The 23,563-nt window shown below is 57.7% G+C and carries 26 protein-coding genes and 3 tRNA genes; 15 read left to right on the top strand and 14 right to left on the bottom strand.

Annotated features, from left to right (window positions below; translation table 11 throughout):
• Positions 1 to 120 precede the first annotated feature (120 nt).
• A complete protein-coding gene (locus tag ACR0MJ_RS12350; RefSeq protein WP_480761179.1) occupies positions 121 to 1,593 on the top strand; it encodes an ArnT family glycosyltransferase in 1,473 nt (490 codons plus the stop codon).
• Positions 1,594 to 1,679: 86 nt separating this feature from the next.
• Here the strand turns inward: ACR0MJ_RS12350 and ACR0MJ_RS12345 are convergent.
• A tRNA-Tyr gene (locus ACR0MJ_RS12345) sits at positions 1,680 to 1,763 on the bottom strand.
• A 116-nt stretch (positions 1,764 to 1,879) separates the two neighbouring features.
• Between ACR0MJ_RS12345 and rlmB the strand changes: the two genes are divergently transcribed.
• From rlmB to ACR0MJ_RS12320, 5 genes are all read left to right on the top strand, one after another.
• A complete protein-coding gene (rlmB, locus tag ACR0MJ_RS12340) occupies positions 1,880 to 2,653 on the top strand; it encodes a 23S rRNA (guanosine(2251)-2'-O)-methyltransferase RlmB (protein WP_170732930.1) in 774 nt (257 codons plus the stop codon).
• A 12-nt stretch (positions 2,654 to 2,665) separates the two neighbouring features.
• Positions 2,666 to 2,941, top strand: a complete 276-nt coding sequence (locus ACR0MJ_RS12335; RefSeq protein WP_255612144.1) for a hypothetical protein — start codon at positions 2,666 to 2,668, stop codon at positions 2,939 to 2,941.
• A 175-nt stretch (positions 2,942 to 3,116) separates the two neighbouring features.
• A complete protein-coding gene (locus ACR0MJ_RS12330) occupies positions 3,117 to 3,488 on the top strand; it encodes a YHS domain-containing (seleno)protein (RefSeq protein WP_255611718.1) in 372 nt (123 codons plus the stop codon).
• A gap of 291 nt (positions 3,489 to 3,779) precedes the next feature.
• Positions 3,780 to 4,250: a CoA-binding protein gene (locus ACR0MJ_RS12325; RefSeq protein WP_170401448.1), complete on the top strand. Its 471-nt coding sequence runs from the start codon at positions 3,780 to 3,782 to the stop codon at positions 4,248 to 4,250.
• Positions 4,251 to 4,370: 120 nt separating this feature from the next.
• The gene (locus tag ACR0MJ_RS12320) at positions 4,371 to 4,787 is read left to right on the top strand and encodes a VOC family protein (RefSeq protein ID WP_480761176.1); all 417 of its coding nucleotides are present in this window, start codon (positions 4,371 to 4,373) and stop codon (positions 4,785 to 4,787) included.
• 53 nt (positions 4,788 to 4,840) lie between these two features.
• On the opposite strand, the gene ACR0MJ_RS12315 is transcribed toward ACR0MJ_RS12320, so the two are convergent.
• The 3 genes from ACR0MJ_RS12315 to hisF all read right to left on the bottom strand — a co-directional run bounded on the left by ACR0MJ_RS12315 (position 4,841) and on the right by hisF (position 6,534).
• Entirely contained in the window at positions 4,841 to 5,389 is a 549-nt protein-coding gene (locus tag ACR0MJ_RS12315) for a hypothetical protein (protein WP_170401442.1), read from the bottom strand.
• Between the two features lie 69 nt (positions 5,390 to 5,458).
• Positions 5,459 to 5,776, bottom strand: a complete 318-nt coding sequence (locus ACR0MJ_RS12310; protein ID WP_170732926.1) for a phosphoribosyl-ATP diphosphatase — start codon at positions 5,774 to 5,776, stop codon at positions 5,459 to 5,461.
• Positions 5,773 to 6,534, bottom strand: a complete 762-nt coding sequence (gene hisF, locus ACR0MJ_RS12305; RefSeq protein WP_480761172.1) for an imidazole glycerol phosphate synthase subunit HisF — start codon at positions 6,532 to 6,534, stop codon at positions 5,773 to 5,775. The genes ACR0MJ_RS12310 and hisF overlap by 4 nt, the downstream gene beginning before the upstream one ends.
• A 120-nt stretch (positions 6,535 to 6,654) precedes the next feature.
• Between hisF and ACR0MJ_RS12300 the strand changes: the two genes are divergently transcribed.
• Positions 6,655 to 7,101 carry a DUF302 domain-containing protein gene (locus ACR0MJ_RS12300; RefSeq protein WP_480439179.1) on the top strand — a complete coding sequence of 149 codons (447 nt, stop codon included), beginning with the start codon at positions 6,655 to 6,657 and terminating at the stop codon, positions 7,099 to 7,101.
• Between the two features lies 1 nt (position 7,102).
• Here ACR0MJ_RS12300 and hisA read toward each other — a convergent pair whose 3' ends face one another.
• Complete coding sequence (gene hisA / locus ACR0MJ_RS12295) at positions 7,103 to 7,822, bottom strand: 1-(5-phosphoribosyl)-5-[(5-phosphoribosylamino)methylideneamino]imidazole-4-carboxamide isomerase (RefSeq protein WP_170401433.1); 720 nt, start codon at positions 7,820 to 7,822, stop codon at positions 7,103 to 7,105.
• A gap of 134 nt (positions 7,823 to 7,956) precedes the next feature.
• On the opposite strand from hisA, the gene ACR0MJ_RS12290 reads away from it, so the two are divergent.
• Entirely contained in the window at positions 7,957 to 8,358 is a 402-nt protein-coding gene (locus ACR0MJ_RS12290; RefSeq protein ID WP_170392077.1) for a DUF2147 domain-containing protein, read from the top strand.
• A gap of 3 nt (positions 8,359 to 8,361) precedes the next feature.
• On the opposite strand, the gene hisH is transcribed toward ACR0MJ_RS12290, so the two are convergent.
• Together hisH and hisB are read right to left on the bottom strand one after the other, a co-directional pair.
• Entirely contained in the window at positions 8,362 to 9,000 is a 639-nt protein-coding gene (hisH, locus tag ACR0MJ_RS12285) for an imidazole glycerol phosphate synthase subunit HisH (protein ID WP_480761169.1), read from the bottom strand.
• On the bottom strand, positions 9,001 to 9,588 hold the full coding sequence (gene hisB / locus ACR0MJ_RS12280) for an imidazoleglycerol-phosphate dehydratase HisB (RefSeq protein WP_170401424.1): 588 nt from the start codon (positions 9,586 to 9,588) through the stop codon (positions 9,001 to 9,003). It abuts the gene before it with no gap.
• 154 nt (positions 9,589 to 9,742) lie between these two features.
• On the opposite strand from hisB, the gene ACR0MJ_RS12275 reads away from it, so the two are divergent.
• Complete coding sequence (locus tag ACR0MJ_RS12275) at positions 9,743 to 9,982, top strand: Lrp/AsnC family transcriptional regulator (protein ID WP_170325761.1); 240 nt, start codon at positions 9,743 to 9,745, stop codon at positions 9,980 to 9,982.
• Here ACR0MJ_RS12275 and ACR0MJ_RS12270 read toward each other — a convergent pair.
• From ACR0MJ_RS12270 to ACR0MJ_RS12260, 3 genes are all read right to left on the bottom strand, one after another.
• Positions 9,979 to 10,845 carry a GNAT family N-acetyltransferase gene (locus tag ACR0MJ_RS12270; RefSeq protein ID WP_480761166.1) on the bottom strand — a complete coding sequence of 289 codons (867 nt, stop codon included), beginning with the start codon at positions 10,843 to 10,845 and terminating at the stop codon, positions 9,979 to 9,981. The two genes, ACR0MJ_RS12275 and ACR0MJ_RS12270, sit on opposite strands and share 4 nt — an antisense overlap.
• Before the next feature lie 85 nt (positions 10,846 to 10,930).
• Positions 10,931 to 11,005: transfer RNA gene (locus tag ACR0MJ_RS12265), tRNA-Gly, on the bottom strand.
• A gap of 33 nt (positions 11,006 to 11,038) precedes the next feature.
• Positions 11,039 to 11,113, bottom strand: a tRNA-Gly gene (locus ACR0MJ_RS12260).
• A 149-nt stretch (positions 11,114 to 11,262) separates the two neighbouring features.
• Between ACR0MJ_RS12260 and ACR0MJ_RS12255 the strand changes: the two genes are divergently transcribed.
• The gene (locus ACR0MJ_RS12255; RefSeq protein ID WP_170609401.1) at positions 11,263 to 11,415 is read left to right on the top strand and encodes a hypothetical protein; all 153 of its coding nucleotides are present in this window, start codon (positions 11,263 to 11,265) and stop codon (positions 11,413 to 11,415) included.
• Positions 11,416 to 11,424: 9 nt separating this feature from the next.
• On the opposite strand, the gene ACR0MJ_RS12250 is transcribed toward ACR0MJ_RS12255, so the two are convergent.
• Positions 11,425 to 11,808, bottom strand: coding sequence for an MAPEG family protein (locus ACR0MJ_RS12250; protein WP_170625277.1), 384 nt, complete (start codon positions 11,806 to 11,808; stop codon positions 11,425 to 11,427).
• A 71-nt stretch (positions 11,809 to 11,879) separates the two neighbouring features.
• On the bottom strand, positions 11,880 to 15,317 hold the full coding sequence (locus ACR0MJ_RS12245; RefSeq protein WP_170609399.1) for a pyruvate carboxylase: 3,438 nt from the start codon (positions 15,315 to 15,317) through the stop codon (positions 11,880 to 11,882).
• A 293-nt stretch (positions 15,318 to 15,610) separates the two neighbouring features.
• Between ACR0MJ_RS12245 and ACR0MJ_RS12240 the strand changes: the two genes are divergently transcribed.
• The gene (locus tag ACR0MJ_RS12240; RefSeq protein ID WP_480761161.1) at positions 15,611 to 18,109 is read left to right on the top strand and encodes an ATP-dependent helicase; all 2,499 of its coding nucleotides are present in this window, start codon (positions 15,611 to 15,613) and stop codon (positions 18,107 to 18,109) included.
• 3 nt (positions 18,110 to 18,112) lie between these two features.
• On the opposite strand, the gene ACR0MJ_RS12235 is transcribed toward ACR0MJ_RS12240, so the two are convergent.
• The gene (locus tag ACR0MJ_RS12235; protein WP_170512277.1) at positions 18,113 to 18,403 is read right to left on the bottom strand and encodes a DUF1330 domain-containing protein; all 291 of its coding nucleotides are present in this window, start codon (positions 18,401 to 18,403) and stop codon (positions 18,113 to 18,115) included.
• A gap of 374 nt (positions 18,404 to 18,777) precedes the next feature.
• The gene (locus tag ACR0MJ_RS12230) at positions 18,778 to 19,002 is read right to left on the bottom strand and encodes a DUF1127 domain-containing protein (RefSeq protein WP_170392061.1); all 225 of its coding nucleotides are present in this window, start codon (positions 19,000 to 19,002) and stop codon (positions 18,778 to 18,780) included.
• A gap of 900 nt (positions 19,003 to 19,902) precedes the next feature.
• Here ACR0MJ_RS12230 and mraZ point away from each other — a divergent pair.
• The 4 genes from mraZ to ACR0MJ_RS12210 are packed head-to-tail and all read left to right on the top strand — an operon-like array spanning position 19,903 to position 23,552.
• Positions 19,903 to 20,406: a division/cell wall cluster transcriptional repressor MraZ gene (mraZ, locus tag ACR0MJ_RS12225; RefSeq protein ID WP_170401403.1), complete on the top strand. Its 504-nt coding sequence runs from the start codon at positions 19,903 to 19,905 to the stop codon at positions 20,404 to 20,406.
• A gap of 4 nt (positions 20,407 to 20,410) precedes the next feature.
• Positions 20,411 to 21,403, top strand: coding sequence for a 16S rRNA (cytosine(1402)-N(4))-methyltransferase RsmH (gene rsmH, locus ACR0MJ_RS12220; RefSeq protein WP_480761348.1), 993 nt, complete (start codon positions 20,411 to 20,413; stop codon positions 21,401 to 21,403).
• Positions 21,400 to 21,768: a cell division protein FtsL gene (ftsL, locus tag ACR0MJ_RS12215; RefSeq protein ID WP_480761158.1), complete on the top strand. Its 369-nt coding sequence runs from the start codon at positions 21,400 to 21,402 to the stop codon at positions 21,766 to 21,768. The genes rsmH and ftsL overlap by 4 nt, the downstream gene beginning before the upstream one ends.
• The gene (locus ACR0MJ_RS12210) at positions 21,765 to 23,552 is read left to right on the top strand and encodes a peptidoglycan D,D-transpeptidase FtsI family protein (protein WP_170392055.1); all 1,788 of its coding nucleotides are present in this window, start codon (positions 21,765 to 21,767) and stop codon (positions 23,550 to 23,552) included. Before ftsL ends, ACR0MJ_RS12210 begins: the two co-directional genes overlap by 4 nt.
• Positions 23,553 to 23,563: the final 11 nt, after the last annotated feature.

Raw genomic sequence — 23,563 nt, 5'->3', positions numbered from 1 at the left:
CACGCGCCCAACTGCCGCAAAAATGGTGGACTTGAGCCCACACATCGGGTCTAGCTTCGGTCAAAGTTGCAATCCGGCGGCCAGATATCCTGGGCGAGTGCCGACGAAATGGGCTTATCCATGATCGAAGATCAGTGCGTCTCAGATGAGCGATCTCTGGAAGCCGCTTGCGGGGTCGATGACCCGGCAGCGAAGCAATCCCGTCTCGATGGGTTGATGTCGACAGATCGCTTCTGGTTAAGCATAGTCACGGCTTACTTTCTGCTTCATGTCGTATTGCGAGTTGCAACCGGCGGCGCGCTTGGTCTGGATGAGGCTGAGATACTTCTTGATGCGCGCCGCCTGGAATGGGGCTACGGCCCGCAACTGCCACTTTATGCCTGGCTGCAATGGGGCATCTTTCAGATAACCGGTCCCGGCATATTAGGGCTGTCACTGCTGAAGAACGGGATGCTGCTGGCGACGGTTGTCGCGCTGTACCTGACCATACGAACCCGTCATGCGCCACTGTGGGCAGGGCTGTCGGTCCTGTCACTTCTGATGCTCTATCAGTTTAGTTGGGAGGCGCAACGCGCGCTGACGCATACCGTTCTGGCCAATCTCTGCTCGGTTCTGACCTTCGCGGTGATTTGGGGGCTAATTCGCAAACCGACGACTTGGGGATTCGTCTTGCTGGGCGTAGTCGTGGCAATGGGAAGTTTGTCAAAATACAACTATGCGATCGCACTGCTGGCCATGTTGCTGGCGGCTTTCAGTGCATCTGAGACGCGCAAGCCTCTCTGGTCGCCTCGACTGCTGCTTTCGTTGGGTGTCGCCGCATTGCTTGTCACACCACCGATGCTATGGGTTCTGAACAATCCCGAACACGCATTTGCAAGCGCGCGCAAGTTGGACATGAGCAGCGATGGCCCAACCACATTGATCGCGCTGCAAGGCTTGGTTGAGTTGGCCTTGGCGTCGGCTGGGTTTGTATCGCTCTTGCTAATCGTCCTGGGTGTTCTCTGGTTGGTCTACCTCAGACAAGGGGTGGCCGCCAAAGGCGATGATCTGAGGCGATTGATGACGCGTACTCTGGTCTGGGCGTTGTTACTTATGGCGGCTGTTGTGCTTGTGAGCGGAAGCACCAACGTAAAGGATCGCTGGCTGCAACCGATATTGATTTATGCCGGCCCCGTGCTGTGTTTGTGGTTGTTACCGAGTGCAGGTCGTAAAGGCGTAAGGCGATTTGCCCAGGTCAGCGCCGTTCTGGCGGTGTTTATTGGACTGGCGATGCTGCATCACAATCTGGCAGGGGATGCCAAACGCGCGGCCCCTTTCGCTACTTTGACCTCTGAGATAATTGCGCAAACAGCGCCCGAAAATGCAATTGTTGCTGACAATTGGATTTCCGGAAACATGGCCTATTTTGCGCCCGATCATCCTGTTTACAGCGATCGGGACCCGCGCGCGCCAAATGCTGCTCTTCGGGTTTGGGAATCGGCTCGAAATGCCCCGAAGGACGTCGACCCAGCACAGGTGAAAACCTTGGTTGCGCCATACCGCTTTGACAACAACGAAGAGATGTCGCTGTCATTTGGACCTGTATCGCAATAGCGCCGGGACCATGGAAGTTGACATCGAACGTTGCTATCACCCAGATATCGGCCCGAACGAATGGCTCAATTTTTTCGGTGAGTAAGTGGTGGGCGACCCTGGAATCGAACCAGGCGTGCGTCTCCGCGAGGGAGTTACAGTCCCCTGCCACACCTTGCGGCCTGTCGCCCACTGTCAGGCGTTGCACCTGACGTGGAGGCGTGATTACTAGCGCGTCTAAAGGGCGTCAACAGGAAAATACCGCTTTGACGCAGGAAACCGAATTCCCGGCCCGGAGGCCCGTATCATGAAGAAACCAAAGTGGGTCGTTGTGAAGGAACAGGCGCGCAAAGCGGCTGCGGCAGAAACCGTCTGGCTGTTCGGTCTACACGCCGTGCGCGACGCGCTGATGAACCCGAAACGGCAGAAGCTGCGCCTGATTGTGACGCGCAATGCCCGCGACAAACTGCTGGAAGCTATTGAATTTGCGGAGATTGTACCCGAGATGGTTGATCCGCGAAAATTCACCGCACCGATTGATCCGGGATCGGTTCATCAGGGCGCGGCACTTGAGGTCAAGCCGCTGGAATGGGGTGGGCTTGCCGAGAATTGTATTGGGCAGGAAAACCCACGTGTGCTGCTGCTGGACCGGGTGACAGACCCACACAACGTTGGGGCGATTCTACGCTCGGCAGAAGTGCTGGGCGCCAGCGCCGTCATTGGCACCCGCCACCATTCAGCGCCCGAGACCGGCGCTTTGGCAAAAACTGCCAGCGGCGCGTTGGAACGACAACCCTATCTACGCGTGCGCAATTTGGCCGATACGATCATCGAGCTGCAGAACATGGGGTATTTAGTCCTGGGTCTGGATGGTGAGGCCGAACAGACGATAGAAGCCACGCTGGGCGACAAGCGTGATCGCCCGGTGGCGCTGGTGCTGGGGGCTGAGGGGCCCGGGTTGCGTCAGAAAACCAAGGAAACCGTCGATCATTTGGTAAAAATTGACGCGGCGGGGGGATTTGGTTCTCTAAACGTCTCAAATGCCGCGGCTATCGCACTATATGCATCCAAACCCAGATGACAGGAGGCCCCCATATCCACTCCACATAAAATTGCCACCTGCTGCTATTGCGGAACCCGTGCCGCATTGGTTCTTCGGGGAAAGCAACAGCACGAGCTGAGTTGCGCAAGCTGCGGCGCACCCCTGCATAATCTCAAGATGGTGCCGAAAGCCAAACTGGCAGATCGGCCGATCAAAAGTTACCAGCCGGCACAGAAGCACAAAAAATACAAAAAGAAGAAAAAGCGGGGCCTGTTCTCAAAGGTGTTGGACGAAGCCTGGGACGTGATCGAAGACGTTTTCGATTAACAACCGCACGCCAGTTCACATCGGCGTCATGGGGGTTTCAGATACGGTTTGAAATATGCATCTTGAAGCCCTCTAACCGCAATCCAGTGAATCACCTATGTTGTCTCGACGTTCCTTCTTGATCAGTCTCTTTTGTACCCCGTTTGCCTCTGTCGTCGGTGCGCAGGAAATGCCGATGTTCTACGTGGACGATGGGATGGCGGTCTCAGGCTATGATGCGGTTTCTTATTTCAAGGCTGGAGCACCAGAGTTGGGTCAGCCCGACATAGCGCTGATGTGGAAGGGTGCGATTTGGCGGTTTGCGTCAGAGGAAAATCGCGATCGATTTGAACGCAATCCGCGCGCCTATGCCCCGCAGTTTGGTGGTTACTGCGCCTATGCGATGGCGAAAGGTCTGCTAAGCAGTACCGATCCCATGGCATGGCAGATTGTGGATGGGCGGTTATATCTGACCCACTCGGAAGCGATCGAACGTATCTGGGAACGCGATGTCACCAATTACATCCGCGAGGCCGAGGGGCATTGGCCTGCGGTTCTTTACCAATAAAGCCTATTGCTCTTGGCTTAAGATCGGCGCGCGGCTTATGTAACGAGCCGTTCTGACCATGATCGCCGAAGGAAATGCGCACGGTTTCATTCGGCGGCATTCCGCCTTTTGTGATGTGTCATCACAAAAATGCGCGCGACCTCTTTTTTTTAGAAAACTCATGCTTAAATGTCACAGTGACCGCGGAATGGAACTGCCGCGGGTCATTTCACTGTCCCTCGTTCCAACAACTGGCGCTCAGGAGTTTCCTGGGCGCTTTTTTCTTTGCATGCGCTTGCTTATGGTGTGCTCATGAATGACTACTCCGACGATGTTCTGACCCAAATCCTTAGGCGCACCAAAGTGGTTGCGGTGGTTGGGGTTTCTATGAACCCGGTGCGGCCCAGCTATTACGTGGCGCGTTATCTGTCGCTCAAGGGATATCGGGTGATACCGGTCAATCCGGGCCATGCAGGCAAGATGCTGTTTGGCCAGACGGTGCAGGCTTCGCTGTCCGACATTCCCGAGCCCGTCGATATGGTTGACATCTTTCGCCGCTCCGACGCTGTGCCGCCCATTGTCGACGAGGCGCTGGATGCGTTTCCCGACTTGCGCACCATCTGGATGCAGATCGGAGTTGAACATGCCGAGGCCGCTGCTAAGGCGCAGGCCCGCGATATCGACGTAGTCATGAACCGCTGCCCCAAGATCGAATATCAGCGCCTGTTTGGCGAACTGCGTATGGGTGGGTTTGCGACTGGAGTGATTTCGTCCAAGCTGTGACGGCCCTGACGTTTGTGTCTACGTCCCGGCCTGAATTGAACAGAAATGGTGCATTTGTTGAGGGGGAGGTCCAATTGGCCTATACCCATTCAGCAAACCAATAAGACAGGACCATGCGGAATGATTGCTTATGTGACCGTTGGTGTTGACGATATCACGCGTGCTGAGCGGTTTTATTCGGCGTTCCTGCCCGCCCTTGGTTATGCGTTGGAGCGGTATCACGGAGACTTGAGCTATGTGCTGCCAGTGCCGCCGGGGCAATCCCCGGTTCAGCCCGAGTTCTATGTAAAATCACCCTTTGATGGAGGCGCGGCTTCGGCTGGCAACGGGGCCATGGTGGCGTTTGAGGCGCGCACCCAACAGCAGGTTCGCGACCTTCACGCCGCTGCGCTTGCCGCAGGCGGGTCTGACGAAGGCCAGCCGGGCTTTCGCGCCTCGTATGGTCCGAATTTCTATGTCGGCTATCTGCGCGATCCTCAGGGCAACAAAATCGCGCTATTTTCCAGCAATCCAAACGAGCCGGGGCGCGACGGGTAACGCTTTCGTCGGGTCGCTATGGCGCTTCGATCACTGCCCGCAGAAGCTCAGCCTCACGGGCTGGATGCTTGTTCCTGTCGCCGCTTTTCCAGAACCACTTCGCGTGGAACCCACTCGTAACGGGTGTCCTCAACCAGGGGCGACCAGAATAGCACTCCGCCATAGCGCCAGGGATCCAAGACAACGCCTTCGTACATGCTCTCTCCCTTGCGGCTGATAATGGCAGTGCTGTGGTCGATGCGGAACGGGTTATCCGCGTTGGCGATGGCGCGGTGCATTTCCAGAGTGCGGAACTGCTCCTGATCCAGTCGCCGCTCAATATCTTCAGCCCAGTGCCAGCACAGACCACGCGGACGCAGACCCTTGTTGACCTTGGCGTTGTGGATAAGCGGAGGGTCGGTGATCTCGTATTCCTGCGCCAGTTGCGCGGTATAGGCATAGGCGATGCGGGCGGCGCGGGTGGCCTCTTCCGGGTCGATATCGGGGCCGAGGCTTTGGATTTCAGCCGCCAGCCGCTGGACCTCATCTCCGGAAGACGGGGGAGGGGTGGCACAGGCGGCGAGGGTGGCAAGCGCTGCCGCGAACACCAAAGCTCTGATCATCTGCGCGTCCTTTGCCTCAATGCACCCGAAGCCGCAGTATAGCGGGCCGGGTCATCGCACGAAACCCGCTTAGTCTTTTGGTCGGGATGCCTTTTCCGTGATGCCGCTGGTGCCCTGTCGACGGGCCAGTTCGCCCAGCACATCATCCAGCGCAACATCGCGCGCGGCCAGCATCACTAGCAGGTGATAAAGCACATCAGCCGCCTCGGAGGTCAGTTTTCCCCTGTCCCCTTTGGCGGCTTCGATGATTGCTTCAATGGCTTCTTCGCCGAATTTCTCGGCACATTTCTCGGGACCTTTGGCCAACAGCTTGGCGGTCCAGCTGCTGTCAGGATCAGTACCCTTGCGCGCCTCAATCGTGGCGGCAAGATCGTGCAGAATGCTCATGTCAGCCTCATCGGAATGCCAGCGGCGGCCATATGCTCCTTGGCCTCGTGGATGGTGTATTCGCCGAAATGGAAGATCGAGGCGGCAAGTACCGCGCTGGCGCCACCTTTGGTCACACCTTCGACCAGATGATCCAGATTGCCCACGCCGCCGCTCGCGATGACCGGCACTTCCACCGCGTCACTGATCGTTCGGGTCAGGGGCAGGTTGAACCCGGCCTTGGTACCATCACGGTCCATTGAGGTCAGCAGGATTTCCCCCGCGCCCTTGGCAACAACGGTTTTAGCAAATTCAACCGCGTCAATGCCTGTTGGTTTGCGCCCGCCATGAGTAAATATCTCCCACTTGCCGGGGCTGACGGTCTTGGCGTCAATGGCGCAGACAATGCACTGGCTGCCGAACTGGTCCGCAGCCTCGGCAATCACATCCGGATTCGCGACGGCGGCCGAGTTAAAGCTGACCTTATCAGCCCCCGCCAGCAACAGGGCCCGCACGTCATCTTTGGTGCGCACGCCACCACCTACAGTCAGAGGCACAAAGCACTGCTCTGCCGTGCGTTGGACCACATCGAACATCGTGCCGCGGTTCTCATGCGTCGCATGGATGTCCAGAAAGCAGATCTCATCCGCTCCGGCGGCGTCGTATGCCTTGGCCGATTCCACGGGGTCACCAGCATCGCGCAGGCCAACGAAATTCACACCTTTGACCACACGGCCATCGGCGACATCCAAACAGGGAATGATGCGGGTTTTCAGCATGGGCTTTCCTTTGCTTGGGGCACCTGTACCGGCAAAGCCCCGCCGATGCCAGACTTGTGATTGTGATCTGTCGCGAAGCCATGGAAATTAGGGGTGAAATTTATGAAAAGGATTACGCAGATGCGACAACTTCTTTTGGCTTCAATTCTCACATTCGGAGGCGCCCTGTCCGCCATGGCTGACGACATCATCAAAGTGGAAACCAACAAATCCGTGGCCGAGGCGCTGGACGCGCTGGAAGCCGCCGTGGGTAATGCGGGCGCCACCGTGTTTGCCCGCGTGGATCACGCGGCGGGGGCGGAAAAGGTCGGAACGCCGATCCCGGCCAATCAGGTGCTGATTTTCGGCAACCCGGCTCTGGGCACTCCCGCCATGCAGATCGACCCGCGCGCGGGGCTGTTCTTGCCGCTTAAGGTGCAGGCCTACGAAGACGCAAATGGACAGGTCTGGCTGGCTTATGAAGATCCGAAAGAGACGATGGACGAGCTCGACGAAGTAGAGAAATCCCCCGTCATCGAAAAGATGCGCGGCGCTTTGGCGAAACTGACCGCCGCCGCTGCTCAATAACTCAGTTCAGGGCGCGAATGGCCTCTTTCAGGTCAATCGCGCCATCATATAGCGCGCGGCCAGAGATCGCGCCGTTCAACTCGACGCCACAATCGCGCAGGGCGATCAGGTCGTCCAGTGAGCTGACGCCGCCCGAGGCAATCACCGGAATCGAAACCGCCTGCGCGAGCGCCGCCGTGGCTTCGATATTCGGACCCTGCATCGCACCGTCGCGGTTAATGTCTGTATAGATGATCGCTGCCACGCCCGCGTCCTCGAAACTGTGCGCCAGATCGGTGACCTGTACGTCGGTCTCTTCGGCCCAGCCCTTGGTGGCAACCATGCCGTTTCGGGCATCTATACCGACGGCTACCTTGCCCGGGAAGGCTTTGGCAGCTTCGCGCACCAGATCTGGGTTTTCGACTGCAACGGTGCCCAGAATCACCCGCGCCAGACCTTTTTCGATCCAGGTCTCGATTGTGGCCATGTCCCGGATACCACCACCCAGCTGAGCGGGCACATCACAGGCTTTCAGAATTGCCTCAACGGGTGCCGCATTAACAGGCTCCCCGGCAAAAGCACCATTCAGATCAACCAGATGCAGCCACTCGCAACCAGCCTCGACAAAGGCGCGGGCCTGCGCAGCAGGGTCTTCGTTAAAGACCGTCGCCTTATCCATTTCACCACGCAGCAGGCGCACGGCGTTGCCGTCTTTCAGATCGATGGCGGGGTAGAGGATCATGTCGGGCGGCCCTATATCACTGTTACACGCGCGGGATATCGCACAGGCAGGGCAGGGGCGCAACGCGACGCTAAGTCATTCTTGCCCGGTGCCGAACGGCAGGTCAGACTGACCGGAAAGACAGGGAGATAACCATGAAGACATATTCTCTTGCAGCGGTCTTCGCTGCGATGGCCACCACCGCCTTTGCTGCCGATCCGGTAGACGGGCTGTGGAAGACCGCTCCGGGCGATACGGGCGGCTATTTGCATGTGTCGATTTCGGAATGTGGCAGCGCCATCTGCGGAACTATCGACAGCGCATTTGATGCCCAAGGCAACCAACAGCTGGAGTACGAAAACCTTGGCAAGCAAATCATCTGGGACATGATCCCCGAGGGTGACGGCAGCTATGACGACGGCAAAATCTGGGCCCCGGATCGCGACAAAACCTATAGTTCGAAAATGACACTGGACAGCCAGAACAAGCTGACCGTCAAGGGGTGTGCCGTGGGTGGTCTGGTCTGCCGGGGGCAGGTCTGGACGCGGGTGCAGTAAACCTCAGGGCTTCCAGGTCAGGAAATTGCCGATCATACGCAGGCCGACGTCCTGGCTTTTCTCAGGGTGGAACTGCATCCCAACCATCGTGTCGCGGCCAATCACGGCCGTGACCTCTTGCCCGTAGTCCACATAGGCCAGCCGTTGCGCCGGATCCATCACCCGGAAGTGGTAGGAGTGCACAAAATAGGCGTGATCGCCTGATTTTATCCCGTCAAAGAGCGGATGGTCGCTTTCCAGAATCAGATCGTTCCAGCCCATATGTGGCACCTTGAGCGCGCTGTCCGAGGGCTCGATCTTCACAACATCACCTGCGACCCAGCCCAGACCGTCGGTCTCAGCATATTCATGGCCCTTGGTCGCCATCAGCTGCATTCCGACGCAGATGCCCAGAAACGGGCGGCCTTTCTGCTCGACGGCTTCTACCATAGCGTCATAGATGCCTTTGTGGCCGCGCAACTCGGCGGCGCATGCCGGGAAAGCGCCATCACCGGGCAGAACCAATCGATCAGCCCGCGCGACAACATCTGCATCCGATGTCACGAAGACCTCGCCCGCATCCAGTTCGCGGGCCATCCGTTGAAACGCCTTCTCCGCCGAGTGCAGGTTACCGCTCTCGTAGTCAATGATGGCTGTCAGCATCTACAGCGCGCCCTTAGTCGAGGGAATCGCATCCGCCTTGCGTGGGTCGGTTTCGACCGCATCGCGCAAAGCACGGGCAACGGCCTTGAAGGCGGCCTCGGCAATGTGGTGGCTGTTGAAGCCATGCAACTGATCAATATGCAGGGTGATCCCGCCATGGGTGCTGAGCGCCTGAAAGAACTCGCGCACCAGCTCGGTGTCGAACGTGCCGATCTTTTGCGTCGGCAGGTCCACATTCCAGATCAGGAACGGACGAGCCGACAAGTCCAGCGCACAGCGTACTTGTGCGTCATCCATGGGCAGATGGCACTCGCCATAGCGGCGAATACCCTTCTTGTCCCCTAGCGCCTGCGTCAGTGCCTGACCCAGCGCAATCCCGGTGTCTTCGACCGTGTGGTGGTCGTCGATGTGGTAATCACCCTTGGCACGGATCGTCATGTTGATCAGCGAATGCCGCGCCAATTGATCCAGCATGTGGTCAAAGAACCCGACGCCGGTCTGGTTGTCATACTGGCCGGTGCCGTCCAGATTGACCTCGACCGAAATCTCGGTTTCGGCGGTCTGACGGCTGATCTTAGCGCTGCGCATGGGCGAATTCCTTTTGCTACAGGCGCGCTTATAGACCCGGATGAACGGCCTATCCAGACCGCTTTAAGCCTTCGTCGCAAACTGTTGCAGGGGATTGCACCCGGACGCGGCCCGTGCCAGCCTGCGGGCAACACGAACCAACAAGGCCCGGCCCATGTCCACCTGCGTTTTCATTCAGATCCGTTGCAAACCCGGTACCACTTACAAAGTCGCCGAAGAGATCGCGCTGCGTGAAATCCATTCCGAACTGTATTCCACAAGCGGCGAATACGACCTGCTGCTGAAGCTCTACATCCCCGAAACCGAGGATGTGGGCCATTTCATCAACGAAAACCTGCTGGTGATTCCCAATATCGAACGCTCGCTGACCACGATGACGTTCAAGGCGTTCTAACCCAGTTCAAACGTCGTGATGCCATATATCCGGTCAAGGTCGATGTCCGGCGCGTGACTTGAATACATGCGCCCCGTTTCAAATACCTTGGTCAGCCCCAACTGTTTGGCCAATTCCATGGCTTGTGCGTTTGGATTAGGCTTGTCGATGAACACCTCGGCCTTTGCCTGATCGGCGGGGAGCGTCGTCAGAAGGGAAACCAAAAGCGCCTGCGCGATTTGTGGATTGTTGGCAAACAGAGGCCCGACCTTGTACCCGCTCAGGCAGCGCCGCAACGTTGCATAGCCTTTGATCCGCCCATTTTCCTCAAACACCCGCGAAACGTGGCTGGGTGCCTCCAACCAGCCGCGCAAGAACGTGTCGCGCGCGGCGGGGAACAGGCCTCGGTCATACGACTTTAGATCATCGGTTAATGCGTTGATTGGACGAACCCGAGTGTCCTCCACGCGACCCAGGGCATCCAGGATGCCGCTGACGGTGCCCGCGAATCGATAATTGTCATACGCCAGTTCAAAACCGAATTTCCGATAGTTGTCCTGCTGTTCGACCACACCATCCATGCCCATGTTACGATCCTGGCAATGTGCCTTGACCGCTTCGGCGACCTGCAATCCGTATCCCGAGCCGCGAAACTCGGGACGCACGATGTAGAAGCCAAGAAATGCGTAGGCATCATCGTAGTTCACGGCGGATGCGGACGCGATCATCTGGCCGTCCAGGAAACCGCCCTTGAATCCTTCGGGGTCCGAACTGCGAAAACAGACCGCGTCGTGCAGCCCGGGGTTCCAGCCTTCCTGTCCCGCCCAATCTACAGCGGTTTGAAGTTCGTCTGCTGTTAAGGCGCGAATGACGTAATCGGGCATATCCGCATCTCCGTCGGAATTTCATGTACATCAAAGATGCCGCAGCAATCGCGAAAGGACCAGCATGTTCGGAGAGTTTGGTATCTGGAGCGGGCGAGGCGATTCGAACGCCCGACCCTAACCTTGGCAAGGTTATGCTCTACCCCTGAGCTACGCCCGCATCAGATACTTATATGGTCCGTAGACCTCTCAATGGAGCGGGCGAGGCGATTCGAACGCCCGACCCTAACCTTGGCAAGGTTATGCTCTACCCCTGAGCTACGCCCGCGCCGTTGAGTGAGGAGGGATGTATAAATTCCCACACGAGGCTGCAAGCGGAAAAACACAAAAAACAGCAAAAAATCTTTCGACGGAAATTCGGGGCTGCGGTGTTCAAGAGATATAGCAGTGAACGAAATAAGGGATTGGGCAGAGGAAATGAAAGATATTGCAGATATTAAGATGGCGGCATTGGCGGCGCTGATTGTTCTTACCACCGTGATCTACAGTCAGAGCGATGAAACACTGGCAGAGGCGCAGCCTAGCCTCCCGCATGCTCCTTTGATCGAAACGCAGGTTTTGACGGGCTAAATCGCGCGCTCAAACAGCCAATGCGAGGTTCGCGATCGCGGCAATCAGAATTGCAGTGAAGGTCAGACCCATTCCGATCTGGCGCAGGATGATGACCTGTGGGGTCTTGCCAAAACCATAAGCGTGCAGAAGCCTGCCCGCCAAAAGTAACATCCCCAGCAGGTTCACAAGCCAGTCGCCAGCATCTTGCAGTTCGACCATGGCGATAAGCAGCAAAGCAAAGGGAGCGTATTCGGCGCAGTTCGCATGCGTTCGCATTGCCTTGATCATGGCCTTGTCGCCATGATCCCCGACCGATATTTTGCCCACCCGGCGTTGCCGAATGACATTCACGCTGAGTGCGACGTACAGAAATGCGATCAACGCGGCGTAGATCGGGGTGATGGTCAGCATGCGGCCTCCTGATGTTGCAAGGGCCGCCCGGTTCCCCGAACGGCCCTTATTAGCGTAGAAGGCTAAACCGGTTATTCCAGTTCGACCAGCAGATCCTTGGCGTCGATTTGACCTCCAGGCTGGACGTGAACAGCCTTGACCACCGCGTCGCGCTCGGCGTGGATACCTGTTTCCATCTTCATCGCTTCGATGGTCAGCAGCAGATCGCCTTCTTTGACTTCTTGACCTGTGACAGCGGCAACAGTTGCAACGACACCCGGCATTGGCGCGCCGATATGGTTGGGGTTACCAACTTCGGCCTTTGGCCGCTGAGCGGTTGATGCTTTCACCAAACGGTTCGGCACGCGGATCACGCGGGGCTGACCGTTGAGTTCGAAGAACACGCGAACCTCGCCATTCTCGTCCGTCTCGCCGATGGCCTGACAGCGAATCTCCAGCGTCTTGCCGGGATCGATCTCGGCGGTGATCTCCTCGCCCGGCTCCATGCCGTAAAAGAAGGTACGCGTGGGGAGGGTACGGACCGGGCCATAAGTGCGGTGACGGCCCATATAGTCGAGGAACACCTTGGGATACATCAGATATCCGTTCAGGTCCTCGTCATCGATCTCTTTGCCCTCAAGCTGTTTGGACAAATCTGCTCGCGTGGCCTCGAGATCGACCGCTTCGACATGCTTGCCGGGGCGTTCGGTGTTGGGGGCCTCGTCCTTCAGGACCTTCTGGATGATTGTATCGGGGAACCCGCCCGGAGGCTGACCCAGATTGCCGCGCATCATGTCCACCACCGAGTCGGGGAAGGCGACATCAGTGTTCGGGTCTTCGACCTGCGCACGGGTCATGTTCTGGCTGACCATCATCAGCGCCATGTCACCGACCACCTTGGACGACGGCGTCACCTTGACGATATCGCCGAACATCTGGTTCACGTCCGCATACATCTGAGCGACCTCGTGCCAGCGCTCTTCCAGCCCAAGCGAACGCGCCTGTGCCTTGAGGTTGGTAAACTGACCACCAGGCATTTCGTGCAGATATACCTCGGAGGCCGGGGCCTGCAGGCTGGACTCGAAGGCCGCGTATTGGCCACGCACTGCCTCGAAATAGTCGCTGATCTCACGGATGGCCTTGATGTCCAGCCCGGTGTCTCGCTCGGTATGGCGCAACGCCTCGACCACGGTGCCGAGCGTTGCCTGAGAGGTGTTGCCGCTGAAACTGTCCATCGCGCAATCCACCGCGTCCACACCGGCCTCGGAGGCGGCCAGAATGGTGGCGCTTGCAATGCCTGCGGTGTCATGGGTGTGGAAGTGGATCGGCAGCCCGACCTCTTCCTTCAGCGCCCGGATCAGGATCTTGGCGGAGGCCGGTTTCAGCAGTCCGGCCATATCCTTCAGGCCCAGCACATGTGCGCCAGCGTCACGCAGTTCCTTGGCCATTCCGACATAGTATTTGAGGTCATACTTAGCACGGTCCGGGTCCAGAATATCGCCGGTATAGCAAACGGTGCCTTCACAGATCTTGTTGTTTTCGATCACCGCGTCCATGGCGACGCGCATGTTCTCGACCCAGTTCAGCGAGTCGAACACGCGGAACACGTCGACACCCTTGGCCGCCTGACGCACAAACTCCTGCACCACGTTATCGGGATAGTTGGTATAGCCAACCCCGTTCGCCCCGCGCAGCAGCATCTGGGTCATCAGGTTTGGCATCGCCTCACGCAGATCACGCAGGCGCTGCCAAGGGCATTCCTGCAGGAAGCGATAGGCGACATCGAAGGTTGCACCGCCCCAGCATTCGACGCTGAATAGCTGCGGCAAGTTCGCAGCATAGCTAGGTGCTACTTTGATCATATCGATCGAGCGCATCCGGGTTGCCAGCAGCGACTGGTGCCCGTCGCGCATGGTGGTGTCGGTGATCAGCAGCTGACGCTGCGCCTTCATCCAGTCAGCCACCGCCTGCGGGCCTTTTTGCTCCAGCAGGTTGCGGGTGCCCATCTGCGGTTCGGCCTTGGGCGCGGGGGGCCTGGCCTCTTTCAGGTCGGGGCGCGGCATCGGGCGATCCTTGGTTTCGGGATGCCCGTTCACAGTGATGTCGGCGATATAGTTCAGAACCTTGGTGCCCCGGTCGCGGCGTTTCTTGAACTGGAACAGGTCCGGTGTCTCATCGATGAATTTGGTGGTGTATTCATTCGACAGGAAAGTCGGGTGCTTTAGCAGGTTTTCGACAAATGCGATGTTGGTGGAAACACCGCGCACACGGAATTCCCGCAGCGCACGGTCCATCCGCGCAATCGCCTTTTCTGGCGTTGGGGCCCAAGCGGTCACCTTGGTCAGCAGCGAATCGTAATACCGCGTGATCACACCGCCTGCATAAGCGGTGCCGCCATCCAGACGGATGCCCATGCCGGTGGCCGAGCGATAGGCGGTGATGCGGCCATAATCGGGGATGAAGTTGTTCAGCGGGTCCTCGGTTGTCACGCGGGTCTGCAACGCGTGGCCGTTCAGGCGGATATCGTCCTGGCTGGCTTTGCCGGTGGCCTCGGCCAGCGTCTTGCCCTCGGCAATCAGGATCTGAGCCTGCACGATGTCGATGCCGGTGACTTCCTCGGTGACGGTGTGTTCCACCTGCACGCGCGGGTTCACTTCGATGAAATAGAACTTGCCGGTGTTCATATCCATCAGGAACTCGACTGTGCCCGCGCATTCATAGTTCACATGGGCGCAGATACGGCGGCCCAGCTCGCAGATTTCGGCGCGCTGTTCTTCGGTCAGGTACGGGGCAGGCGCGCGTTCCACGACCTTCTGGTTGCGGCGCTGGACCGAACAATCGCGTTCATAGAGGTGGTATATCTCACCGTGCTTATCACCGAGAATCTGCACCTCAACATGGCGGGCACGGGTGATCATCTTTTCCAGATAGCCCTCACCGTTGCCAAAGGCGGCCTCGGCTTCGCGGCGGCCTTCCAGCACTTTCTCTTCCAGCTCATCCTCGGACAGGATCGGGCGCATCCCGCGTCCGCCACCGCCCCAAGACGCTTTCAGCATCAGCGGATAGCCGATCTCGGCTGCCTCGGCCTTGATGGCTGCCATGTCGTCGCCCAACACCTCGGTCGCCGGGATAACCGGAACGTCGGCGGCAATCGCCACTTTCCGGGCGCTAGCCTTGTCGCCAAGCGCGCGCATGGTCTCGGCCTTGGGGCCGATGAAGGTGATGCCGTTTTGAACGCAGGCATCCACGAAATCCGGGTTTTCGGACAGCAAACCGTAACCAGGGTGGATCGCATCTGCGCCGCTTTCTTTGGCCACCCGGATGATCTCGTCAATCGACAGATACGCCGCAACCGGTCCCAGATCTGCGCCAATGCGATAGGCCTCATCCGCCTTGAACCGGTGCAGGCCCAACTTGTCCTCCTCGGCGAAGACCGCGACGGTGCGCTTGCCCATCTCGTTGGCTGCCCGCATCACACGGATGGCAATCTCGCCGCGATTGGCAATCAGGATTTTCTTGAAGTCTGTCATTTCAGGTCCCGGTCTTAATGGCTGTGGCCTTGTGCATAGGCGGACAATACGGCCACGTACATATGTAGTTCTGGGTAGAACCGGCATGTTAACGCTCGCAAACGCCGCCCTTTTGCGCAAACTTATTGCACATGCTGCATTGCGGCATCAATCCCCCGTGGGAAAGAGCAAATAATGCCCGTTTCTCCGAATATCCTCGCTGCGCCCTTTGGAGGGATGATTCTATTTGATTTGAGCGAACAAGCCGTGAACAAACCCTTTCCCTCCGCGCCCATCCGGCGTAGTTTACCGGCATGAGCAGTTTTGACGAAATGGACGCCTTCGAAGGCGCATCGCTGTCGGCGCGGGCTATGGCTATGCCGTCGTTTGGGGACTACTTGAAGGTTCTCAACCCTAGCCAACTAGAGGCGGTAGAGCAATTGGACGGACCAGTGCTGATGCTGGCTGGTGCCGGAACCGGTAAAACTAGAGCGCTGATGTCGCGCTTGACTCATCTTGTGGCGAAGCGAAAAGCCAGTGCTGATCAAATTCTTGCAGTTACTTTCACCAACAAGGCGGCTCGCGAGATGCAGGATCGATTGCGTGATGATCCCTATCTATTGAAAGATCCGGTAAAGTGGATGGGAACCTTTCACTCAATCAGTGCCAAGCTGCTGCGGCGCCATGCGGAACTGGTGGGGTTGAAGTCTAACTTCACCATTCTGGATACCGATGATCAGAAACGCCTGCTGAAACAGGCTATGGAGTTGGCTAGTGTTGATGAGAAACGTCATCCGCCGCGATGGTTTGCTGGGGTCGTGGACGGTTGGAAAAACCAAGCATGGACTCCAGACAAGGTTCCAGCATCTGCGGACGTTGAACTATGGTGCGAACGCTTGTTTACCGAGGAGCAGGTAGCATCAGCGGATAAGACATACGAGTTCAAGCATCGAAATCCTGAAAGTGGAGCGATAGCTCGCCATGTCATTTCCGGCTCAGAGCTCTACCACAGATACCAGACTCGCCTACGCGAGCTGAATGCGGTGGATTTCGGCGACCTGTTGCTGCACATGGTCACGATTTTCCAAACCCACCCGGACGTGCTGGAGCAATACCAGCGTTGGTTCCGTTACATCCTTGTGGACGAGTATCAGGATACCAACGTCGCCCAATATCTCTGGCTTCGTCTGCTTGCAGGGGGCCACAAGAACATCTGTTGCGTCGGCGATGACGATCAGTCGATCTATGGCTGGCGCGGGGCCGAGGTGGGCAACATTCTGCGGTTCGAAAAGGACTTCCCTGGCGCCTTCGTGGTCCGGCTGGAACAGAACTACCGCTCGACCCCGCATATTCTGGCCGCTGCGTCCAACGTCATTCGTGGCAATGAAAGCCGCTTGGGCAAAGAGCTTTGGACCGACCGCGAAGAGGGTGAAAAGGTCCGTCTGATCGGCCATTGGGATGGCGAGGAAGAAGCGCGTTGGATCGGGGAAGAGATCGACGCGATGCAAGGTGGCACGCGCGGTGTGCGGCCGATGAACCTTGATGAGATCGCGATCCTCGTACGCGCTTCGCACCAGATGCGGGCGTTTGAGGATCGGTTTTTGACCATTGGTCTGCCCTACAAAGTGATCGGAGGGCCGCGATTCTACGAGCGGATGGAGATCCGTGATGCCATGGCCTATTTCCGGCTGGTGGTCAGCCCCGAGGATGATCTGGCCTTCGAGCGGATCGTGAACACACCCAAACGCGGCCTCGGCGACAAGGCGCAGCAGACGATTCAGGTGGTGGCGCGCGAGAACGGAGTGTCTCTGGTCGAAGGCGCGCGGATTGCGGTCGATAACGGCCTGATCAAGGGCAAGGGCGGCAAGGCGCTGCGTGAATTGATCGACGGTCTGGCGCGGTGGAATGCAATGACACGTGGGCCTCGGATCGAGGTGGACGATGATACGGTGATTGATGACGGTGTTTCACCGATCCGATACGGCGCGCCCGAGCATACGCATATCGAGCTGGCGCAGATCGTCTTGGACGAATCCGGCTATACCGCGCATTGGCAGAACGAAAAGACGCCCGAGGCGCCGGGGCGGCTGGAAAACCTAAAAGAACTGGTCAATCAGCTGGACAATTTCGAAAACCTGCAAGGGTTTCTGGAGCATGTCAGTCTGGTGATGGATAACGAGCAGGACAGCGACGGGGCCAAAGTCTCGATCATGACGCTGCACGCGGCCAAGGGGCTGGAGTTTCCCGCGGTTTTCCTTCCGGGGTGGGAGGATGGATTGTTCCCCTCTCAGCGTTCGATGGACGAATCCGGTCTCAAAGGCCTCGAAGAAGAACGAAGGCTGGCCTATGTCGGTATTACCCGTGCAGAAGAAGTCTGTACGATTTCCTTTGCAGCCAACCGACGGGTGTTCGGACAATGGCAGAATTCGATGCCGTCCCGGTTCATTGATGAGTTGCCCGAAGATCACGTGGAAGTGCTGACACCTCCGGGGCTCTATGGGGGTGGTCAGCAGGCAGCCGGGATCGAAACCCGCGCAGCCGAGGCGAATGTCTATAACTCTCCGGGCTGGAAGCGGATGCAGGCGCGGCAGGGGCAATATGGCATGTCACAGCCAAAAGAAAGCCGGAATACTGTGATTGATGCGACCGCCGTGGCCAGCTTTACGCTGGGCGAGCGAGTGTTTCACCAGAAATTCGGCTATGGCGCAGTGATCGGCATCGAAGGTGATAAAGTCGAGGTCGATTTCGACAAGGCAGGGGTGAAGAAAGTGGTCTCGCGCTTTCTGACCAACAAGGATGACGTGCCGTTCTGAAGCTTACAACCCTTCGACCAGCACAAGATTCGCCGTCGCCGTTTTTTGCCTGATCTTGGCCAATTCGACATAGTCCGGATCGTCCTTCCACGCGTTTGCGGCAGCCATATCCGGAAACTCCATCAGGACGATCCCATCTTCTTCCCAACTGCCTTCGATCACTTCAACAGGTTTTGAGGATACGGTCAGAAGCCTTCCGCCATGTCGGTCAAAGATCGGCATGAATCCTTCGAGGTATTTCTGGTACCCAACCGGGTCATGAATGGAAATCTGGGCGATGAAATAAGCGGCCATGGGAGACTCCTGACAAAGCGTTCACGACCCCAGCCTACATCTTGTGCGCAAAAAACGAAAAACGGCGGTTCCCAGGGAGGAGGAGGGGAACCGCCGTTCTTTTCTACATCAGGGCAGGGAGGAGGAAGCCCCGATGTATCCGAACCCGGGTTTGATCCCGGTATGAGGAAGACGCGGCGACGTCAGGGAGGAGGAAGACGTCGCCGCGCGCTTTCAACATCGAGGCAGGGAGGAGGAGAGCCCCGATGTATCAGGTTCCGGCGGTCAGGGCCGGTATTAGGTGCGGCAACGTCAGGGAGGAGGAGAGACGCTGCCGCTGAAATACAGGTCCGAAAGGGAGGAGGACGGACCTGATCTCGGTGTTCTTGTTGCGCTTACCGCGCGATCTGCTCTTCGGTGGCCTGTTGGGCCAGCCGGCGGATCATCGAGCGGTGCAAGCCCAGATCAGCCAATTCCCGATCTGACAGTCCCGACAATTCGTTGACTGTCTGACGGTACAGGCGATAACGAGCAACCCGGGTTTTCACGGTCTCAACCAGCGTTGAGATTCCATTTGCCGGTGTGCCTTTCAGAGCTGTTTGTGTGCTTGCGACTGCCATCTTCATGATCCGTTCATTCTTACTGTTGCCGGCATCGTCCGGCGTTTGCTTGAGACTGAAGATAGGCAAATGCTGCGATTGCACAATAGTTCGCGTCGTCAATGCTGCTATGCAGCAAATGCATGGATTGGCAGGATAATCCGGTACGCCCCAATAATTGCCTTTAAAATACTGGTTTTCACGTGTGGTTGACGTTTCGTGTGTCCAGACCCTGTGATGGTGACCGCTTATCTATTGAGCGGAATTGGTGTTTGTTTGGGCATGTTGTGTCAACTCAAGAGGGGCAAATCTTCTCACCGCAGGTCCGGCGCCTGGGGTGATGGTGCTATGGGAAAACATGGGTCGCCTATGGGAATGGCCTGTAAAGGGACCGTGATTCGTCCTCTTCGGCTGCCATGAATGGGTGTCTGCGCCAAATAATATGTAATTCTTAAAATTATTGGGAATTCATGGGAGGAATAATTTAGGCGTCAATTCTTACATATTTAGTGTTGGTAAGCATCAGGAGCACAATTTGTGGCATATTTGATCCAAGTTTCGATTGCATTAGTCTTGATCTGAAGCCTGCATCAGGTCTCTCTGCGCAAATTTCCTATTGATTTCCATAAATTCCCATGGCATCCCTTGTGTACCCGATGAGGGCGAGGACAGTTAAGGGGCACCAAACGACCCCGAACCAAAAAATACAAAAACAGGTTTCATACAGGCATCTCGCTTTCATCACTTAACAGATCCGGCGCGCGGGCGAGCAGACATCCCCCCAGGTGGCGCGCGCAGCTGGACATCCCGCAAAGCGGGTCAATGCGGCGGGTTGATCAGTGGCAGCAGATCAACCCGCCGTTTTACTTCCGGGGGGAACGTGAATTTTGAGGTGGGGCGCAAGCGAAAGGGACAGTCGTCTTGGCGCGCAGGTTTAGAGGCGAAAGCCAGCATAAGGTGGATACGAAGGGCAGGGTCTCAATCCCGGCCTCGTTTCGTCGTGTGCTTGAGGCCTCGGACCCCAGCTGGCAACCCGGTGACAATCCTGAACTCGTGATTGTCTATGGCGACCACCGCCGCAAATACCTTGAATGTTACACCATGGAAGCGATCGACGAGGTGGATGCCAAGATCGATGCGCTGCCACGTGGCTCGATGCAGCGTCGGATGCTTCAGCGGATGTTCCATGGTCAGTCCTTCCCGACCAATGTGGACGAAACGGGTCGTTTGGTGCTGCCCGCAAAGCTGCGCAACAAGATCGACCTTGAGAACGAGGCGTTCTTTATCGCTGCCGGTGATACCTTCCAGATCTGGAAGCCCGAGACATACGAGGCCGAGGAACTGGCCACGACCGAGGAATGGCTTGACGATCTGCCGGATGATTTCGATCCGATGCAGTATCTCGATGGCATCGGGGATGGGTGACGGCATGGCCGGCGCTCAGACCTCATCGGACAAACCTCATATCCCCGTACTGCTGCGCCCGTTTCTGGCCGCTGTGGCGCCGGTATCCGGTGCCTGGCTGGACGGCACATTCGGCGCAGGCGGCTATACTCGTGCGTTGCTGGAGGCCGGGGCCGAGAAAGTCATTGGCGTCGATCGCGACCCACTGGCATTTGAAATGGCCGCTAACTGGGCTGGGGAATACGGTGATCGGTTGGTGATGCAGCAGGGCGTGTTCTCTCGTATGGATGAATATGCACAGGATTTGGACGGCGTGGTGCTGGATCTTGGTGTCTCATCCATGCAGTTGGATCAGGCTGAACGCGGTTTTTCCTTCATGAAAGACGGTCCGTTGGACATGCGGATGAGCCAAGATGGTGAAAGCGCAGCTGATCTGGTGAATGCGGCAACCGAGACGCAATTGGCCGACATCCTGTTCCATTTCGGGGAGGAACGCGCCAGTCGTCGTATAGCAAAGGCCATCGTCAAGGCGCGGGCCGAAGAACCGATCAAAACAACTCTGCGGCTGGTCGAGATTATCGAATCCTGCCTGCCGCGCCCCAAACCGGGCCAATCGCACCCGGCGACGCGCAGCTTTCAGGGGCTACGGATCGCGGTGAACGCAGAATACGAAGAACTGTTTCAGGGGCTTATGGCCGCCGAGCGCGCTTTGAAGCCGGGGGGGCAACTGGCCGTTGTGACTTTCCATTCCATAGAAGACCGGATGGTGAAGCGGTTCTTCCAATCGCGCGCGGGCAAAACCGGACGCGCCAACCGTTATGCGCCTGAGATGGAGCAGGAGAAGCCGCAATTCACACTCAAGACCCGCAAGGCCGTTGGGCCGGATGAGCAGGAACTTGAAGAAAACCCACGTGCACGCTCCGCAAAATTGCGTGTCGCGATAAGAACGGATGCCCCGGCAGGGGAAATTGAGGCCCGGGCCATCGGCATGCCGCAATTGGGGGGAAGGGCAAGATGAAGAGTATTCTGTATGTGTTGACTGCACTATCCGTGTTCGGGCTGGCGCTTTGGGCTTATCGAGAGAACTACCGCACGCAGCAGGTGCTGAAGGAAACGCAGTCGCTGCAAGGCCAGATCGGTATGGCGCAGGCGCGACTCGCCGTGCTGAATGCTGAATGGGCCTATCTAAACCGGCCTGATCGTTTGCGTGAGCTGGCGGACTTGAATTTCGAACGTCTCAGCTTGCTGCCTCTGCGGGCTGAGCAGTTTGGTCGCGCCGATCAGATTTCCTATGGCGAGGACCCGGATCTGCCCATCGTCGACCCGCTTGAAATACAGGACGTCACTGACATTCAGGCACTGATCGAGGTGCAGGTCCCATGACCCGTACACCACTTCGCCCTCTGGCCCGAATCCTCGACGCCCGTGCAAAGGGTGAAAACCCCAAGGCGATTGAGCGAGAGAACATCCGCAAACGCCACGAAGACATGAAAGACCGCGCCCGCGCGCGCGCCGAGGGCCGCCTGTTGGTGTTGGGTCTTTTCTTCTTTTGCGCCTTTTCGGTCGTAGGCTTTCGTATGGGCGTTCTGGCGACATCCGAGGCGCAAGAACCATTGGCAAGTGCGCCGGGGGCCTCCATCGCCATGCAGCGCGCCAATATCGTGGATCGCGAAGGCCGTATTCTGGCAACCAATCTGGACACCTATTCTGTCTATGCGCAGCCACCGCTGATGATTGACCCGATCGCCGCAGCCGAGCAACTGGTCGCTATTTTCCCTGATCTGGAAAAAGAGCGTTTGGTCAAAGACTTCACCGGTAAGCGAAAATTCCTGTGGATCAAGAAGCGCATCTCGCCCGAGCAGAAGCAGGCGGTGCATGACATCGGTGATCCCGGCATCCTGTTCGGCCCGCGCGAAATGCGGCTATATCCCAATGGCAGACTCGCGGCGCATATTCTGGGCGGCTCGGGCTTTGGCCGCGAAGGTGTCAGCGCAGCCGAGGTGATCGGCGTAGCTGGCGTCGAAAAACAGTTCGACGGCTATCTGCGCGACCCGGCCAACGGCAACAAGCCGCTGCAACTGTCGCTGGATCTGACCGTTCAAGCGGCGGTGGAACAGGTGCTTTATGGCGGCATGAAGATCATGAACGCCAAAGGAGCCTCGGCGGTTCTGATGAACGCCCATACGGGCGAGGTCGTCTCGGCCGCGTCGTTGCCGTCTTTTGACCCCAATGACCGTCCGCGCCCACCGACCTCGGGCTTCGATCCCTCGGACAGCCCGCTGTTCAATCGCTATGTACAGGGTGTCTATGAGCTGGGTTCGGTGTTCAAAATCTTCACCGCCGCGCAGGCGGTGCAGCTAGGTCTGGTGAACTCCAACACCATCATTGACACTTCCGGCCCAATGAAAATCGGGCGCTTCCCGATTGGCGAGTTTAACGGCAAGAATTATGGTGAGATCAGTGTCTCGGATGTAATCAAGTACAGCTCGAACCGAGGCACCGGGCGGCTGGCCTTGCAAATCGGGGCCGACCGGCAACAGGATTTTCTGAACGCGCTGGGCATGTTCGACCCAACCCCATTCGAGATTGTCGAGGCTAAGGGCGGGCAACCGCTCAAGCCCAAGAAATGGGGCGAGTTGAGCACCGTGACGATTTCTTATGGCCACGGCCTTTCGACCAGCCCCATGCATCTGGCCGCTGGTTACGCAGCGATTGCCAATGGCGGGTACTATGTCAGCCCCACGATCTTGCGCCGCAATGGCCCGCAATACGGCCCTCGCGTGATGTCCGAAAACACCGCCAAGCAGGCGCAAAATATGCTACGCAAAGTGGTCACGGATGGCACCGCCAGCTTTGGTGATGTCAAAGGGTACGACGTGGCGGGAAAAACCGGTACTGCCGATAAACCCAAGCCGCGTGGCGGGTACTATGAGGACAAGGTGATTGCCACCTTCGCCACCATCTTCCCGGCTTATGATCCGAAATATGTGCTAATCGTCACGCTGGATGAACCGTCCATCGTAGCCTATGGCGAAAAGCGCCGCACGGCGGGTTGGACTGCCGTTCCCGTTGCTGCCGAACTGATTGGACGGGTGGCGCCGCTATTGGGTCTCAGACCCCGGCTTGAGCCTGAGGCGCGCGCTGCTATAACGCTGACCTCAAATTAGGCTGTCCAGCG

This window comes from Ruegeria sp. C6, from assembly GCF_056537625.1.
The sequence above is the reverse complement of the archived record's forward strand: the minus strand, read 5'-3'. Positions and strand labels throughout refer to the sequence as shown.

What these genes read in the sequence shown, in the direction of transcription:
- ACR0MJ_RS12350 (WP_480761179.1), top strand. Translation starts at nt 121, where the DNA reads ATGATCGAAGATCAGTGCGTCTCAGATGAGCGATCTCTGGAAGCCGCT.
- rlmB (WP_170732930.1), top strand. Translation starts at nt 1,880, where the DNA reads ATGAAGAAACCAAAGTGGGTCGTTGTGAAGGAACAGGCGCGCAAAGCG.
- ACR0MJ_RS12330 (WP_255611718.1), top strand. Translation starts at nt 3,117, where the DNA reads ATGTTCTACGTGGACGATGGGATGGCGGTCTCAGGCTATGATGCGGTT.
- ACR0MJ_RS12325 (WP_170401448.1), top strand. Translation starts at nt 3,780, where the DNA reads ATGAATGACTACTCCGACGATGTTCTGACCCAAATCCTTAGGCGCACC.
- ACR0MJ_RS12320 (WP_480761176.1), top strand. Translation starts at nt 4,371, where the DNA reads ATGATTGCTTATGTGACCGTTGGTGTTGACGATATCACGCGTGCTGAG.
- ACR0MJ_RS12315 (WP_170401442.1), bottom strand. Translation starts at nt 5,389, where the DNA reads ATGATCAGAGCTTTGGTGTTCGCGGCAGCGCTTGCCACCCTCGCCGCC.
- ACR0MJ_RS12310 (WP_170732926.1), bottom strand. Translation starts at nt 5,776, where the DNA reads ATGAGCATTCTGCACGATCTTGCCGCCACGATTGAGGCGCGCAAGGGT.
- hisF (WP_480761172.1), bottom strand. Translation starts at nt 6,534, where the DNA reads ATGCTGAAAACCCGCATCATTCCCTGTTTGGATGTCGCCGATGGCCGT.
- ACR0MJ_RS12300 (WP_480439179.1), top strand. Translation starts at nt 6,655, where the DNA reads ATGCGACAACTTCTTTTGGCTTCAATTCTCACATTCGGAGGCGCCCTG.
- hisA (WP_170401433.1), bottom strand. Translation starts at nt 7,822, where the DNA reads ATGATCCTCTACCCCGCCATCGATCTGAAAGACGGCAACGCCGTGCGC.
- ACR0MJ_RS12290 (WP_170392077.1), top strand. Translation starts at nt 7,957, where the DNA reads ATGAAGACATATTCTCTTGCAGCGGTCTTCGCTGCGATGGCCACCACC.
- hisH (WP_480761169.1), bottom strand. Translation starts at nt 9,000, where the DNA reads ATGCTGACAGCCATCATTGACTACGAGAGCGGTAACCTGCACTCGGCG.
- hisB (WP_170401424.1), bottom strand. Translation starts at nt 9,588, where the DNA reads ATGCGCAGCGCTAAGATCAGCCGTCAGACCGCCGAAACCGAGATTTCG.
- ACR0MJ_RS12275 (WP_170325761.1), top strand. Translation starts at nt 9,743, where the DNA reads ATGTCCACCTGCGTTTTCATTCAGATCCGTTGCAAACCCGGTACCACT.
- ACR0MJ_RS12270 (WP_480761166.1), bottom strand. Translation starts at nt 10,845, where the DNA reads ATGCCCGATTACGTCATTCGCGCCTTAACAGCAGACGAACTTCAAACC.
- ACR0MJ_RS12255 (WP_170609401.1), top strand. Translation starts at nt 11,263, where the DNA reads ATGAAAGATATTGCAGATATTAAGATGGCGGCATTGGCGGCGCTGATT.
- ACR0MJ_RS12250 (WP_170625277.1), bottom strand. Translation starts at nt 11,808, where the DNA reads ATGCTGACCATCACCCCGATCTACGCCGCGTTGATCGCATTTCTGTAC.
- ACR0MJ_RS12245 (WP_170609399.1), bottom strand. Translation starts at nt 15,317, where the DNA reads ATGACAGACTTCAAGAAAATCCTGATTGCCAATCGCGGCGAGATTGCC.
- ACR0MJ_RS12240 (WP_480761161.1), top strand. Translation starts at nt 15,611, where the DNA reads ATGAGCAGTTTTGACGAAATGGACGCCTTCGAAGGCGCATCGCTGTCG.
- ACR0MJ_RS12235 (WP_170512277.1), bottom strand. Translation starts at nt 18,403, where the DNA reads ATGGCCGCTTATTTCATCGCCCAGATTTCCATTCATGACCCGGTTGGG.
- ACR0MJ_RS12230 (WP_170392061.1), bottom strand. Translation starts at nt 19,002, where the DNA reads ATGGCAGTCGCAAGCACACAAACAGCTCTGAAAGGCACACCGGCAAAT.
- rsmH (WP_480761348.1), top strand. Translation starts at nt 20,411, where the DNA reads ATGGCCGGCGCTCAGACCTCATCGGACAAACCTCATATCCCCGTACTG.
- ftsL (WP_480761158.1), top strand. Translation starts at nt 21,400, where the DNA reads ATGAAGAGTATTCTGTATGTGTTGACTGCACTATCCGTGTTCGGGCTG.
- ACR0MJ_RS12210 (WP_170392055.1), top strand. Translation starts at nt 21,765, where the DNA reads ATGACCCGTACACCACTTCGCCCTCTGGCCCGAATCCTCGACGCCCGT.